The following is a 14,554-nucleotide window of genomic DNA, read 5'->3' as shown; positions in this document are numbered from 1 at the left end:
CTTTCGCCGGCGATGGTAGCGCGCCGGCGTTGCGCGGCGGTGACCGGAACCTGCGGCATCCGGCGTGGCGCGATCAGCCAATTAACCAGACGTTAGGGTTAACAGTCTATTGCTGGCACGCTCGGCTCGATCCATTTGCCCGATTTGTGAGTCAAAGTGCCATGCGTCGACAATCCAGCCTGACCCGGCATGTTGCCCGGCATCTTGCCTCTGCTGCCCTGGTGGCGGCGGTGGCGGCGGGCCTCGGCGGGTGCCAGACCATGTCTGATGTGAAGGGGGCGCTGGCGTCCTCCTCCGCTTCGCGGCCGGACCCGGTGCCCGACGACCCGCGCAGCGCCGTCGAAGTCTATGGCGAGCGCTATCGCAAGAATCCCAAGGATGTCGACGCCGCGATCGCCTATGGCGAGGGCCTGCGCAAGACCGGCCAGCGGTCGCAGGCTTGCGCCGTGCTTGAACAGGCGACGATCGCCAATCCCGGCAACAAGCCGCTGCTGGCCGCCTATGGCCGCGCGCTTGCCGACAACGGCAATTCGCAGGCCGCGTTCGACGTGCTCAGCCGCGCCCACAGCCCCGACAATCCGGACTGGCGCATCCTGTCGGTGCAGGGAACCACGCTCGACAAGATGGGCCGTCACGAGGAGGCGCGGCGCTATTATGACAGCGCCCTGCGTATGGCTCCCGAAGAGCCGTCGATCCTGTCGAATCTCGGTCTCTCCTACATGCTGACCAAGGAACTGCCGAAGGCCGAGGAGACGCTGCGCCGCGCCTATGCCAGCGCCCGCGCCGATACGCGGATCCGGCAGAACCTCGCGCTGGTCGTCGGCCTGCAGGGCCGCTTCGCGGAGGCCGAGACCATCGTCAAGGCCGATCTGCCGGCCGAAGAGGCCGCGGCCAATGTCGGTTATCTGCGCGACATGCTGAACCGCAGGGCTGGCCCGAAGACGGCATCGCGCGCCGCGCCGGTCCTCGCCAAGGGCGATTAGGCCGCTCGGCTCAGATCGTAGCCCGGATGAAGCGCAGCGCAATCCGGGACCGGCATTTCCGCTGACCGACTTTCCCCGGATTTCGCTTCGCTGCATCCGGGCTACGCGATGTCGCAGTTTCCCGCCTCCGCTTGAAAAGGGTGAGGGTGCGATTGCGCGATTTCGGAATATTGGAAGAATACCGGTGAGTTGCCCGACGTGTCAAGGTGCGTGTCGGACAGCTGCCTGGTCGAGCGCCGGCGGCCACCGGCTACTTTGCATGGGGTTGTTTTTCACATATTGGCAGCATCGCCCCTGCGACGGCCCTTCAAGGGGGGAGAAGGCCGCCACGGGCTCAATGCATCGTCGCGATCTTGATGTAGGACGGTCCGAGAATCACGATGAACAGGCAGGGCAGGAAGAACAGGATCATCGGCACGGTCAGCTTGGGCGGCAGCGCCGCCGCCTTCTTCTCGGCCTCGTTCATCCGCATGTCGCGGTTTTCCTGCGCCATCACCCGCAGGCTCTGGCCGAGCGGGGTGCCGTAGCGTTCGGACTGCTGCAAGGCCATGCAGACCGACTTTACGCCTTCGAGGCCGGTGCGGCGGGCGAGGTTCTCGTAGGCGGCTTTGCGATCCTGCAGGTAGGACAGCTCCGCCGTGGTCAGCGCGAACTCCTCCGACAGCGCCACCGACTGGCCGACGATCTCGCTGGCCACCTTGCGGAACGCGACCTCGACCGACATGCCGGACTCGATGCAGATCAGCAGGAGGTCGAGCGAATCCGGAAAGGCGCGCTTGATCGAGAGCTGACGCTTGGTGATCGCGTTGTTCAGGAACAGCATCGGTGCCTGGAGCCCGGCATAGGTCGCCGCGACGCAGATGCCGATCTTGACCGTGAGCGACCAGCCCGCGCCGGCGATGAAGAACGTATAGATGACCGCGGCGATCAGCATCACGACCGGCGACACCGCGCGCGCCGCCAGGAAGTAGACGTACGGGGCGTGGCCGCGGTACCCGGCCATCACCAGCTTCTCGAGCGCGGACTCCTGGGCGACCCATTTGGTGAGGTTCAGGTTGTCCACCATGCTGGAGACGGCCTGCTTGGGCGTCTGGCGCAGCGAGATCTTCTCCGACTTGGCGAGGCGCTCGCGCTCGCGCTGCCGGATCCGCTCGCGCTCGCTGGCGACGGCCTTCATGCGCTTGTTGAGATCGCCGCCGGCCAGCAGCGGCATCACCAGCGTATAGACCGTCGCGCTCGCCGCGAAGAAGGCAAGCATCATGGTCATGAACCTGACGTCGTGGAGTTTGCCGATGAGGAAATCAATCATGCTGCACCGTCAGAAATCGAAGTTGATCATCTTCTTCATCACCATGATGCCGATCGACATCCAGACCACGCAGGCGACCAGCATCAGCTGTCCCATCGAGTTGGTCCACAGCAGCGCGATGTAGTCGGGCGTGGTGATGAACACCAGGATCATCACGATCGGCGGCAGCGAGCCGATGATGCCGGCGGAGGCCTTCGCCTCCATCGACATCGCCTGGATCTTGTCGGCCATCTTCTTGCGGTCGCGCAGCACCTTGGACAGGTTGCCGAGCGCTTCCGACAGATTGCCGCCGGATTTCTGCTGGATCGCGATCACGATGCCGAAGAAGTTGGCTTCCGGGAGCGGCATGCGCTCGTAGAGCCGCGCGCAGGCCTCGCCGAGCGGCATGCCGACCGCCTGGGTCTCGATGATGGCGCGGAACTCGCTGCGCAGCGGCTCCGGCGAATCGTTGACCACCACCTTGATCGATTCGAACAGCGGCAGGCCGGCCTTGATGCCGCGCACGATGACGTCGACGGCGTCGGGCAGCGCCTTCAAGAAAGCCTTTTCCCGTCGCTTCTTCAGGAAGCCGAGCAGCCAGCGCGGCATGCCGAGGGCCATGGCGAAGCCGATGCCGGCCGCGCCGAGCATGCCGCCGCCGGCCAGGAATGCGGCGCCGAACCCGAGCAGGCCGAGCACGCCGGAAATCATCCAGAACTTCTGCTCCGACCATTCCAGTCCGGCCTGCGAGATCCGCATGGCGAGCGGGACCTTCTTGTCCTTCTGGGCGCGTGCCTCGAGCTCCTTCAAGGAGCCCTCGACCTGCTCGCGGCGGGAGCGCTGCGCGCGGTCGGCCTGTCGGGTGGCGGCGGGCTCGCTGCGCGCCACCGACGCACGGCGGGCCTCGGCCTTCTTCTCCCCGGAGAGGTAGGGATACAGGAAGACCCAGGCGAGACCGCCCACGAAGGCGGCGGCGAGGAAAGCGAGGGCAAGGGTTTGCATTTGCATGGTGCGTCCCCTTTAGGCCGGCGGCGGGGCTTCGGAGGCGTCGAGCGCCGCCGCAAGCCGCTTCTCTTCGTTGTAGTAGCGGGCGCGCTCCCAGAATTTCGGCCGGCCGATCCCGGTCGAGCGGTGCTTGCCGATGATCTTGCCGTTGGCGTCTTCGCCGACGACGTCGTAGACGAAGATGTCCTGGGTGATGATGGTGTCGCCTTCCATGCCCATCACCTCGGTGATGTGCGTGATGCGGCGCGAGCCGTCGCGCAGGCGCGCGGCCTGGATGATGACGTCGATCGAGGCGCACATCATCTCGCGAATGGTGCGCGACGGCAGCGCGAAGCCGCCCATCGTGATCATGGATTCGCAGCGCGACAGGGCTTCGCGCGGGTTGTTGGCGTGCAGGGTGCCCATCGAGCCGTCATGGCCGGTGTTCATCGCCTGCAACAGGTCGAACGCTTCGGGTCCGCGGACTTCGCCGACGATGATGCGTTCGGGACGCATACGCAGGCAGTTGCGGACCAGTTCGCGCATCGTGACCTGGCCTTCGCCTTCGATGTTCGGCGGCCGGGTTTCCAGCCGCACCACATGCGGCTGCTGCAGCTGGAGTTCGGCGGCGTCCTCGCAGGTGATGACGCGCTCGTCGTGCTCGATATAGTTGGTGAGGCAGTTGAGCAGCGTGGTCTTGCCGGAGCCGGTGCCACCGGAGATCAGGACGTTGCAGCGGACCCGGCCGATGATCTGCAGGATCGCTGCGCCTTCCGGCGTGATCGCGCCGAACTTGACCAGCTGATCCAGCGTCAGCTTGTCCTTCTTGAATTTGCGGATGGTGAGCGCGGGGCCGTCGATCGCCAGCGGCGGCACGATGGCGTTGACGCGGGAGCCGTCGGCGAGGCGGGCGTCGCAGATCGGCGAGGATTCGTCGACGCGCCGGCCGACCTGGCTGACGATGCGCTGGCAGATGTTGAGCAGCTGCTGGTTGTCGCGAAAGCGGATGCCGGTGCGCTGGATCTTGCCGGCGACTTCGATGAACACCGTGCCGGCGCCGTTGACCATGATGTCGGCGATGTCGTCGCGCGACAGCAGCGGTTCCAGCGGGCCGTAGCCGAGCACGTCGTTGCAGATGTCGTCGAGCAGCTCTTCCTGCTCGGCGATCGACATCACGATGTTCTTGATCGCGATGATCTCGTTGACGATGTCGCGGATTTCCTCGCGCGCCGATTCGCTGTCCAGTTTGGCGAGCTGGGCGAGATCGATCGCCTCGATCAGGGCGCCGAAGATGGTCGCCTTGACCTGGTAATAATTGTCGGAGCGGCGGGTCTCGACGACGGGAGCGGGCGGCGGCTTCGCCGGCGCAAGCGGCGGCGACGACATTACGGGTGCGGCGGTCTCGCGCGGCATCGCCGCCGGTCCCGCAGGTTCCGGCGCCTGAAACGCGGGCTTGGGCGCCCGCACATCCACATCGTTTCCGCTACGCTTACCAAACACGACGTCTTCACTCCATGCGAGCTATTTCGCCCGCAGCTTTTCCAGCAGGGGTGACAGGAACGATCCCCTCGGCTTCTTGGTTTCGCCGCGGCCTGTCAGCCGCTGCGCCATCTGCAGGAACATCTCGACCGCGCGGTGATTGGCGGCAATTTCCGCGATCATCTGCCCGTTGTTGGCGGCCGAGCCGAAGATCTGCGGATCGAACGGAATGGTGGCGATCGGCTGGCTTTCGATCGCCTTGGCAAACTCGGCAGCGGCGATCTCCGGACGCTTCGGCACGCCGACCTGGTTCAGGCAGTACAGCGGCGCGCGGTCGTTGGGCCGGGATGCCTTCAGGAGGTCGAACATGTTCTTGGCGTTGCGCAGATTGGCGAGATCGGGCGCCGCCACGATCAGGATGTCGTCGGCCGCGATCAGCGCGCGCTTGGTCCAGCCCGACCATTGGTGCGGCACGTCGAGCACGATGCAGGGCATCGTGCCGCGCAGCGTGTCGAACACCGCATCGAACGCTTCGGCGCCGAAATCATAGACCTTGTCGAGCGTCGCCGGCGCCGCCAGCAGGCTCAGATGGTCGGTGCATTTCGACAGCAGGCGGTCGACGAAGGCGGTATCGACGCGGTCCGGCGAGAACACCGCGTCCGCGATGCCCTGCACCGGGTCCTGGTTGTAGTTGAGGCCGGCGGTGCCGAATGCGAGGTCGAGATCGGCCACCACCGAATCCAGCGCCAGGTCGCGGGCGATCGCCCAGGCGATGTTGTGGGCGATGGTCGAGGCGCCGACGCCGCCCTTGGCGCCGACGACGGCGACGATGCGGCCGACCGCCTTGGCTTCCGGTGCCGAGAACAGGTTGCAGACCGCGCGCACCACGTCGATCGCATGCGCCGGCGCGATCACGTAGTCGCTGACGCCGCGGCGCACCAGCTCGCGATACAGCGTGACGTCGTTGACCCGGCCGATCACGACCACGCGGGTGCCGGCGTCGCAGACCGTGGCGAGCTGGTCGAGGCCGGCCAGCACATCGCTGCGGCCTTCGGTTTCGAGGATGATAACGTTGGGCGTCGGCGCCGAGCGGTAGGCCTCGATGGCGGCCGCCATGCCGCCCATCTGGATCTTGAGATGAGCCTTGGCCAGCCGGCGGTCCTCGCCCGCCGACTGCACGGCGGCGGCGGTCTCGACGGTCTCGCAGAACGCCTGGACCGAAACCCGCGGTGCCGGCGCAATGTGATCCTCCACCGCCGGCGGCGTGACGTCCGGCTGCTCTTCGGAGTTTTGCTGCGCGTAGGTGATCATTTGCCGGTGTCGCTGAGTTTGGCCTTTTCGGCCTCGGAATAGGTCGTCGCGGTGCTGTCACCCTTGCGATATTTGTCGAAGGCGATGCTGCGACGCGGCGTGTAGGCGGGGGTCTCCGCCCGCGGCTGCACGAGGTCCGCCGGATCCTCGACCATTGCCGCCAAGTTGCGTTGATTGGCGCAGCCGAAATTGTAGTACTGCTTGTTCTCGAGGTAGGACTTGTTGTGGATCGACGGGCCGAGATCCTCCGGCCAGATGCCGCACGGCCCGGCGGTGGCCGTCATCTTCGGATAGTTGACCCGGATCGCCGGCAACTGGCGCGGATCGTCGGGACGATATTTGCGAACCAGGATGCCGCGCGGCGGCACGCCGGCGGCGGCGAAGATCGCCTGGATCTCGCGCAACGATTCCTGGGCGGCGCGCGCATTCGCCGTGTCGGCGGGAACGTCGACGGCCACCGCACCGGTGCCCTCGCGCATCCAGTCCCGCGCCAGACCCATCACCTGGGCGCGCTGCTCGGCGGTCAGCCCGCCGCGGCTGCGGCCGACGAACACCACGACCGAACGATCGATCTCGGTAACCGCGATCGGATGACGCTGGCGGTAGTCGGCCGGCGCATCGATGTAAGCGAGACTGTTGTCGGGGCTGTGCTGGCAGGCGCCCAGCGCCATGGCGAGCCCGACCAGCGCGCCAGCGAGAGTGAGCGTACGCTTGCGATCGGCTGAAGTGGTGGATGTCGTCTGTGTCATGTCCCCGCCTCAGTCGGTGATGAAGCCGTAAGTGCCACGGTAGTTCCGGGCCGGCTCGGTGCGACCGGGCACCCCGTAGATGCGATTGATGCTGCCCAGCAGGTCGGCCTGCGGGTCGGAGGCGTTGGTGAAGCCGTCATCCGGACGCGAGAGGTCCTTCTGGGCGACGGCGCGGACGACATAGGGCGTCACCAGCACCATCATTTCGGTCTGGTTGTTGACGAAGTCGCGGCTGCGGAACAGCGTTCCCAGCACCGGCAGCGACGCCAGCCCGGGCAGGCCGTTGACGGCCTGTTTGGTCTGGTCCTGGATCAGGCCGGCCATCGCCATCGAGCCGCCCGACGGAATCTCCAGCGTGGTCTCGGCACGGCGGGTCTTGATCGAGGGGATCGTCGTCCCGTTCTGGCCGCCGGTCAGCGAGTTCTCGGTCGATACTTCCGACACTTCCGTCATCACGCGCAGGCTGATCCGTCCCTCGGTCAGCACGACGGGCGTGAAGTTGAGCGAGATACCGAATTTCTTGAAGCTGACCGTCTGGACGCACTGCCCGATGGCGCCGCTCGTCGTGGTCTGGCAGGTCACGCCGGTCGGAATTGGAAATTCACCGCCCGAGATGAAGGTCGCCGATTCGCCGGAGATCGCCGTCAAGTTCGGTTCGGCGAGCGTGCGGACGACGCCGGCGCTTTCCATGGCGCGGACCGTCGCCGACACCGACGGGGCGGACCCGAACGAGGTGGTAATGGCGTTGGTGGGCACCAGCGGCGCGTTGTTTGCCGTAAACGGGTTGCTGTTGGCGAACTTCACCACCGCCGTGCCGTAGTTGAGGTTGGCGGTGAGGTCGATGCCGAGCTGCTTGATCAGTCTGCGCGAGACTTCCGCGACGGTCACCTTCAGCATCACCTGGTCGCGGCCGCGAACCGTGATCGAGTTCACCACCTTTTCGGCGCCGCCGACCAGCCGCGTCGCGATATCGGCGGCCTGCTGGGCTTCGATCGGGGTCGCCGCGGAGCCGCTCAACATGACGCCGTCGCCGACGCCCTCGATCTGGATGTCGGAATTCGGCAGCGCCTGGCGCAGCGCCGCGCGCACGCCGTTGAGGTCGCGCTTGACAGCGATGTCATAGGCCGCGATCTGCTGGCCGGCGGCGTCGAAGAACACGATGTTGGTCTGGCCGACCGTCGCGCCGATGATGTAGGCGCGCTGCGCCGAGCGGACCACCGCGTTGGCGATCTTGGGATCGGCGACCAGCACGTCCTTGATGTCCCGCGGCAGGTCGATCACCAGCGACTTGCCAACGCCGAGCGACAGGAAGCGGGCGTTCATCTGGCCGTCGGCCGCGGCAGGCGCGGCGGCGCGGTAATCGCCCGCCAGCACCGGGGTCAATGCCGGGTTGAGGGTGAGCGCCGCGACGGCCGAAAACGACAGGGCGCGGACCAGCAAGGTCCGCATCGTCCGTGGTGTTGCCCCGCACTTCATCTCGTGTGCCCTCATCGTCACTTCTGCATTGTCGCCTGGCTGGCGACGCCGTAGCGGATGACGTTGACCGTCTCGCCGCGTCTATTGTTGTCGTCTTCGGTGGGGGCATCGACCACATTGGCGTCGGCGATGCTGCGCAGCGCCAGCGACAGCACGCCGCTCTGGCGCGAGCGAGCCAGCGTCTCGGTCTGCTCGGGCTTCAGCTCGAGCGTCACCGTCTTGCCGACCACCGTGTTGGAGCCGTCCTTTTCCTTGGGCGCCTGGTCGATCGCCAGCACGCGGACATTGGTCAGGATGACCTCGGTCCTGATGATATCGGCGCCGTTGCGGTCGGGATTCTTGTCGCGCTTGGACAGCAGGACGTCGACCTTGTCGTTCGGCAGGATGAAGCCGCCGGCGCCGGTTTCGGGCGAAATCTCGGTCGATACCGCACGCATGCCGCTCGGCAGGATCGCCGCCATGAAGCCGCCGCCGTCGGATTTGACGAGCTTCTGCTCGCGGATCGGCTCGCCCTGGATGAACGGGGCGCGGACGATCGAGCCGGTAACGTCCTTGATGGCCTCCGCGTTGGTGTCCCGGCGCAGGAAGCTGGTGCTGGCGGTGGCCGCCGGCCAGGTCTGCCACTGCAGATCCTCGGCTTTCACCGTGGCGCCGAGGCCGATGTCGGTGCGTGCGACCAGGACGTCGACCGTCGGCAGCTGCGCGACCGGGGGCGCGGGCTCCGGCTTGTTGTCGCTGCCGCTCGCGAGATAGAGCGCCGCGAGGCCGGCGCAGCCTGCAATAGCGAGGACCAGAATGCGGGCCGTATTCATTACGCTTCACTTTCCACATGACGCCGCGACGCCGCCGCCGCCGTGATGGGAGTTGACCAGCTATTCGTCAAAGCATGGTTAATGAGGCGTATCTAAATCGCCTTAACGAGCGGTTACCCGTTGCTTTCAGCGCATGGCAAAGTGCGCGAGGTCCAGCGTCTTGATCCAGTCCGTCTCCGGATAGACCAGGAGCGCGCCGAGCGCGAGCGCGATGCCGTAGGGGACGTCGGCCTGCTTGTCGTGCAGCCGGGCGATCCAGGCCTGCGAGGCCAGCAGGTAGGGCAGCGGCCATTGCCTGACCTGCAGCAGCAGCACGGTCAGCGCGCCGCCGAACAGCGACGCAAACACCAGAAAGGCGAGCAGATGGTCGAACCCCAGCCAGAGGCCGGCCGCCGCCACCAACTTGGCGTCGCCGCCACCGATCCATCGCATGGCGAACATGCCGAACGCCACCACCAGCACCAGCGCGCCGGCGCCGGCATGGACGAGGATGTCGTAGGCGCCCATCCCGCTCAGCGGCGCCAGAATGAAAAAGCCGGCCAGCAAGCCCAGCGCGACCCGGTTCGGGATCGTCATCGTCAGCAAGTCGCTCGCCGCCGCGAATGCCATCAGGGCCGGAAACAGCATCAAGCGTGCGATATCGATAATCATGGGCGAACGCCGTCAAGCTGGAGCGAGGTCGTGACCCGACGCTAGCGGCCAATGGTGAACAATCGGGAAAGGACCGGCCGCGCCTTCAGCCAGGCATGCCGGCCGGGTCCGATAAATAGCAAAGGTCCCGGCCACGCCGGGACCTTTGAATGCCGAGGTGCCGGAGACGGCTTACTTCAGCGAGCCCGAGATCGAGTTGAAGGTGCCGGACAGCTTGGAGCCGACGCCGTTGACCGCGGCAATGATCGCGATCGCAATGCCGGTCGCAATCAGGCCATACTCGATAGCGGTCGCGCCGGATTCGTCCTTCACGAAACGCGAAACGAGGTTCTTCATCAATCACTCCTATGTACACGTGGCTGGTCGAACTAGGTTTGGTCTGGCCGGCGTTCTCAGCACCGTGACCATTGCCGCACCGTAGGGTTCGACGATTTCGGCGCAGTTAATTTGATTGCAGAAACTGCGGCGGAACCTGCTGTTGTTACGCACAGTAAATTTGGCATTAAACGGCTTGCTAAAATTGCAGATTGTTGCTGCGGCCCAACGGCTTGCTGCGGCGTTCACAGCTCCTTAAGCGCGAGCCTTTACCCATGGGCCTTCTGCAGAACGAGGCCGTGATGTCCAGCTTGCCGTTTGAAGTCGCCGAGATGATGGGCCAGACGCTGGCGAGGGTGGTGCCGATCACGATCGTGCTGGCGGTCATCTTCGCGGTGCTGACTCACTTCTGGGCCTGCAATCCCGGCAAGCCCTGGTGGCGCAAGCGCGAGCTCGTCACCGACATGTGCTACTGGTTCTTCGTGCCGGTGTTCTCCCGCGTGTTCCGCATCGGGCTGCTGGTGGTGGGCGCGGCCGCGGTCTTCAACGTTCACGGCGCCGACGACCTCATCGCGTTCTACGAGAACGGGCACGGTCCGCTGTCCGAGCTTCCGCTCTGGCTGCAGGCGATCATCTTCGTCGTCGCCGCCGACTTCATGCTGTACTGGCTGCACCGGATGTTTCACGGCGGCGGCTTCTGGAAGTATCACGCCATCCATCATTCATCCGAAGACCTCGAATGGATCTCGGCGGCGCGCTTCCATCCCGTCAACCTGCTGATCGGCACCATCACCGTCGACGTGATCCTGCTGATGGCCGGCATCTCGCCCAACATCATGGTGTGGGTCGGTCCGTTCAACACCTTCCACTCGGCGTTCGTGCACGCCAATCTGAACTGGACGCTCGGCCCGTTCAAATACGTGATCGCGACGCCGGTGTTCCATCGCTGGCATCACACCGCGCTCGAGGAAGGCGGCGACACCAACTTCGCCGGCACCTTCCCGCTCTGGGATATCCTGTTCGGAACGTTCCGCATGCCGGAAGGCAAGCTGCCCGACGATTACGGCGTCGACGCCGAGCAGGGCGTGCCGCACGAAATCGGCGGACAGCTGGCGTATCCGTTCAGGCAATGACATCGTCGTTCGGCCCGTGACGCCATGAGCGCTGAGATGAGTGCTGAGGTCGCCATCATTCCACGCGAGCGGACCTCCGCGCTCGCCGCCGTCCCCGCCTGGTTCTCGATCGCCTGCGGCGTCTACGCCCTGCTGCTGATCGTCTGCGTCAGGCTGCTCGGCGATCCCGACACCTACTGGCAGATCACCGTCGGCCGCTGGATTCTCGATCACGGCGCCCTGCCGTCGGTCGACATCTATTCGTTCACCAAGGCGGGCGAGCCGTGGGTGTCGTCGTCCTGGCTCGCGCAGCTCGTGTTCGCGAAAGCCTATGATCTCGCCGGCTGGAGCGGGCCGGTGGTGCTGACCGCGGCTTGCGCCGCCGCCGCCTTCGCGCTGCTCACCGCCATCCTCAGCCGCGCGATGCCGGCGACCTATGCCTGCCTCGTGACGCTGGCGGCATTCATGCTGACATGCGGGCACCTGCTGGCCCGCCCGCACGTGCTGGTGCTGCCGATCATGCTGCTGTGGGCGAACAGCCTGATGGTCGCCAGCGAGCGCCGCCAGGCGCCGTCGTTCTGGCTGCTGCCTTTGCTCGCGCTGTGGGCCAATCTGCATGGCGGATTTCTGTTCGGCCTGGTGCTGCTCGGCGCCTTCGCGCTCGATGCGATGTGGAATGCCGCCCCGGCGCAGCGGACACAGCTGGCGCTGCGCTGGACGGCGTTCGGCATCGGCGCGCTCGCCGCATGCTGCGTGACACCCTACGGCTGGGGCTCGATCCAGGCCGCGCTGAAGATCCTCAGCCTCGGTGAGCTCTTGCATCTCATCGCGGAGTGGATGTCGGTCGACTTCAGCCACCTCGGCATGTTCGAGGTGATCCTGCTCGGCCTGATCGGCGGCGCGCTGTTCTGCGGGGTGCGGTTGCCGCCGGTGCGGATTGTCCTGGTGCTCGGCCTGCTGCACATGGCGCTGTCCCATGTCCGGAATATCGATCTGTTCGCCCTGCTGCTGCCGCTCGCCGTGCTCACGCCGGTGACGTCGCAGTTCGGCCTGCGCGCGGCGGCCGCCGTCCGGCTGAAGGCCGCTCCGGCGGCGCTGCTGGTCGCAGGGCTCTGCGTCACCACCGTGGCGGTTGCGGCGCGCGGGGATGTCGCGCCGCCGGCCGTGCATTCGCCGGCCGCCGCGGTCGATGCGCTGAAGGCGCACAACGCCAGGCGGGTGCTGCACGATCTGCAGTTCGGCGGCTACCTGATCTGGCGGCAGGTGCCGGTGTTCGTCGACGGCCGCGCCGAACTCTACGGCGAGAAATTCGAGATGGACTATTACCGTGCGCTGCAGCTCAAGGACGTCGACGGCTTTCTCGACCTGCTCAAGACCTACGACATCGACGCGGTGATGCTCGAGCCGACCACGCCTGCCGTCAAATTGCTCGACCGCATCGGCGGCTGGCAGCGCCTCTATGCCGACGAGCGGGTGGTGATCCATGTGCGCAGCGCCAATTGAGCCTCAGGGCGGAGCCACGCCGCCATGACGACGCGCAATCAATCGCTGGATCTGTTGCGCGGCATTGCCATCCTGATGGTGGTGGCCTCGCACTGCGCCAACCATGCAACGAGCTTCATTCCGGGGCTTCTCGCCTTCACCTATGACTACGGCCAACTCGGGGTGCAGCTGTTCTTCATCGTCAGCGGCTATACGATGATGCTGACTTATGGCGGCAGGACCGATCTCGCGGCCGCGGGCTCGTTCTATCTGCGCCGCGCGTTCCGGATCGTGCCGCTGTTCTGGATCGCGATCGTGTTCTATCTCGTGATCACCAGGGGCGAAGGCGTCAAGCAATGGGCTCCCGAGGGCCTCGGCGCCCCGGATGTCGTCCTGACCGCGCTGTTCCTGCATCTGTTCAGCCTGACCGCGTTCAACTCGGTGGTCCCGGGAGGCTGGAGCATCGGCGTCGAGATGCAGTTCTATCTGCTGTTTCCGCTGATCATCCGGCTGTTCAGGCAGCCGAACGGCCCGGTGGCCTGCTATGCCCTGATTGCCGCGACGAGTGTGGCGGCCGGCGCGCTGGCGAAGTTCTATCTGGTCCCGCATCTTGCCGCATCATTGCCGCCGCAGCAGGCCTATCTCGCCGAGGGCTTCTACTTCTGCTGGCTGCCCCGCCAGGTGATCTGCTTCGGTCTCGGCCTCCTGTTTTACGACATCGTCGAGCGCGGCAATCGGCCCCGGCTCGGCGCGTTGCTGCTGGCCGGGGCGTGCCTGACCTCGGCTTGGGGCGCGCAGGTCGCGCTGCTCGGGGCAATGGCCTACGTCCTGCTCAAGGGCAGCGTTGCGAATTCGGTGCTGGGCCTGCTTGGACGTCACTCCTATGCGATCTATCTGGTGCATTTTCCGGTGGTGCCGGCGATCGCGGCGTGGCTGCATGTCGATATTCTGCTGCTGACGATGCTGGTGGCAGGAGCCTCGCTGGCGTTGAGCTATTTCATCATCGAGCCCATGATCGAGCGGCGCTTCAACCGGCTGGGTCATCAGCTGGCTGCAGACCTCGGCCGCAGCCGGGGCGTCGCGACCGCCTGAGGCGCGATCGGCGCATCAGCGCAAAGCGATGGGGTAGGGCGCTGGCCGATCCGTCGCCGAAGTCTCGACATGCGCGCAATTCGGCGGGCGATTTTTGCTCTTCTTAAATGAATTGCCGTCAGATTCGCCTGCGTCGGGCGCCGGTCCGCTGCGTATCGCTTTTGCCGGCTTGTCAACGTCCCGGGGTAGAGTATGTCGTTTCAGACCCAGCGTATTCGCGCCGTCGCGCGCATTGGATTCATCTCGCTCGCCGCAGCCATGCTGCTGTGGCCCGCCATCTCCACGGCTGCGCCGGATCCCGACAGGATCGCGGTCAATGTCGATCAGGCCAAGCTCGTCAAGCTGCCCTCGGGGATCGCCACGATCGTGGTCGGCAACCCCCTGATCGCCGACGTGACCTTGCAGAACGGCGGGGTCGTCGTCGTCACCGGCAAGGGCTACGGCGCCACCAACTTCATCGCGCTCGACCGCACCGGCCAGGTACTGGTGGATCGCCAGATCCAGGTCGAAGGCCCACCTTCCGACCAACTCGTCACCGTCTATCGCGGCATCGATCGCGAGACCTACAGCTGCATGCCGGTCTGCCAGCGTCGCATCACCCTCGGCGACGGCGAGAACTACTTCAAGGCGACGATGACCCAGGCCGGCTCGCTCAGCCGGGAGGCCACGACGTCGGGGGCCGTTGCATCGCGGCCGTCCAACTGAAACGTCTCGGCTGCGGCGCTTCCACGCGCCGGGGCCGCGGTCGATGCCCCCGGCCACTCGGCATGGTTAACACTGACCTAACGGATCGGGTCGCCCTGTCTCGATCCGGCGAAAC

At 65.8% G+C, this 14,554-nt stretch carries 14 protein-coding genes; 5 read left to right on the top strand and 9 right to left on the bottom strand.

Going from position 1 to position 14,554, the window contains the following annotated elements; genetic code table 11:
- Positions 1 to 161: 161 nt before the first annotated feature.
- Positions 162 to 983: a tetratricopeptide repeat protein gene (locus XH93_RS39680; protein WP_194471602.1), complete on the top strand. Its 822-nt coding sequence runs from the start codon at positions 162 to 164 to the stop codon at positions 981 to 983.
- Between the two features lie 334 nt (positions 984 to 1,317).
- On the opposite strand, the gene XH93_RS39675 is transcribed toward XH93_RS39680, so the two are convergent.
- From XH93_RS39675 to XH93_RS39635, 9 genes are all read right to left on the bottom strand, one after another.
- On the bottom strand, positions 1,318 to 2,292 hold the full coding sequence (locus XH93_RS39675; RefSeq protein ID WP_194471601.1) for a type II secretion system F family protein: 975 nt from the start codon (positions 2,290 to 2,292) through the stop codon (positions 1,318 to 1,320).
- A gap of 9 nt (positions 2,293 to 2,301) precedes the next feature.
- The gene (locus tag XH93_RS39670) at positions 2,302 to 3,279 is read right to left on the bottom strand and encodes a type II secretion system F family protein (protein WP_139480310.1); all 978 of its coding nucleotides are present in this window, start codon (positions 3,277 to 3,279) and stop codon (positions 2,302 to 2,304) included.
- Positions 3,280 to 3,291: 12 nt separating this feature from the next.
- Positions 3,292 to 4,755 (bottom strand): CpaF family protein, encoded by a 1,464-nt coding sequence (locus XH93_RS39665; RefSeq protein WP_139480309.1) that lies wholly within the window; start codon positions 4,753 to 4,755, stop codon positions 3,292 to 3,294.
- Positions 4,756 to 4,776: 21 nt separating this feature from the next.
- Entirely contained in the window at positions 4,777 to 6,045 is a 1,269-nt protein-coding gene (locus XH93_RS39660; RefSeq protein WP_139480308.1) for an AAA family ATPase, read from the bottom strand.
- On the bottom strand, positions 6,042 to 6,794 hold the full coding sequence (locus tag XH93_RS39655) for a CpaD family pilus assembly protein (protein ID WP_194471600.1): 753 nt from the start codon (positions 6,792 to 6,794) through the stop codon (positions 6,042 to 6,044). Before XH93_RS39655 ends, XH93_RS39660 begins: the two co-directional genes overlap by 4 nt.
- Positions 6,795 to 6,803: 9 nt before the next feature.
- Positions 6,804 to 8,270, bottom strand: a complete 1,467-nt coding sequence (locus XH93_RS39650; protein ID WP_194471599.1) for a type II and III secretion system protein family protein — start codon at positions 8,268 to 8,270, stop codon at positions 6,804 to 6,806.
- A gap of 17 nt (positions 8,271 to 8,287) precedes the next feature.
- Positions 8,288 to 9,082: a Flp pilus assembly protein CpaB gene (gene cpaB, locus XH93_RS39645; protein ID WP_139480305.1), complete on the bottom strand. Its 795-nt coding sequence runs from the start codon at positions 9,080 to 9,082 to the stop codon at positions 8,288 to 8,290.
- A 126-nt stretch (positions 9,083 to 9,208) separates the two neighbouring features.
- Positions 9,209 to 9,733: a prepilin peptidase gene (locus XH93_RS39640; RefSeq protein ID WP_194471598.1), complete on the bottom strand. Its 525-nt coding sequence runs from the start codon at positions 9,731 to 9,733 to the stop codon at positions 9,209 to 9,211.
- Between the two features lie 171 nt (positions 9,734 to 9,904).
- Positions 9,905 to 10,069 (bottom strand): Flp family type IVb pilin, encoded by a 165-nt coding sequence (locus XH93_RS39635; RefSeq protein ID WP_139480303.1) that lies wholly within the window; start codon positions 10,067 to 10,069, stop codon positions 9,905 to 9,907.
- A gap of 281 nt (positions 10,070 to 10,350) precedes the next feature.
- Between XH93_RS39635 and XH93_RS39630 the strand changes: the two genes are divergently transcribed.
- The 4 genes from XH93_RS39630 to XH93_RS39615 all read left to right on the top strand — a co-directional run bounded on the left by XH93_RS39630 (position 10,351) and on the right by XH93_RS39615 (position 14,439).
- Positions 10,351 to 11,181, top strand: a complete 831-nt coding sequence (locus XH93_RS39630) for a sterol desaturase family protein (protein ID WP_139480302.1) — start codon at positions 10,351 to 10,353, stop codon at positions 11,179 to 11,181.
- 36 nt (positions 11,182 to 11,217) lie between these two features.
- The gene (locus tag XH93_RS39625) at positions 11,218 to 12,663 is read left to right on the top strand and encodes a hypothetical protein (protein WP_194471597.1); all 1,446 of its coding nucleotides are present in this window, start codon (positions 11,218 to 11,220) and stop codon (positions 12,661 to 12,663) included.
- Between the two features lie 24 nt (positions 12,664 to 12,687).
- Positions 12,688 to 13,734: an acyltransferase gene (locus tag XH93_RS39620; RefSeq protein WP_194471596.1), complete on the top strand. Its 1,047-nt coding sequence runs from the start codon at positions 12,688 to 12,690 to the stop codon at positions 13,732 to 13,734.
- A gap of 192 nt (positions 13,735 to 13,926) precedes the next feature.
- On the top strand, positions 13,927 to 14,439 hold the full coding sequence (locus XH93_RS39615; protein ID WP_194471595.1) for a pilus assembly protein N-terminal domain-containing protein: 513 nt from the start codon (positions 13,927 to 13,929) through the stop codon (positions 14,437 to 14,439).
- Positions 14,440 to 14,554: the final 115 nt, after the last annotated feature.

The organism is Bradyrhizobium sp. CCBAU 51753 (assembly GCF_015291565.1).
GTDB classification, from domain to species: Bacteria; Pseudomonadota; Alphaproteobacteria; order Rhizobiales; family Xanthobacteraceae; genus Bradyrhizobium; species Bradyrhizobium ivorense.
This window is presented reverse-complemented; position numbering and strand designations above follow the sequence as displayed.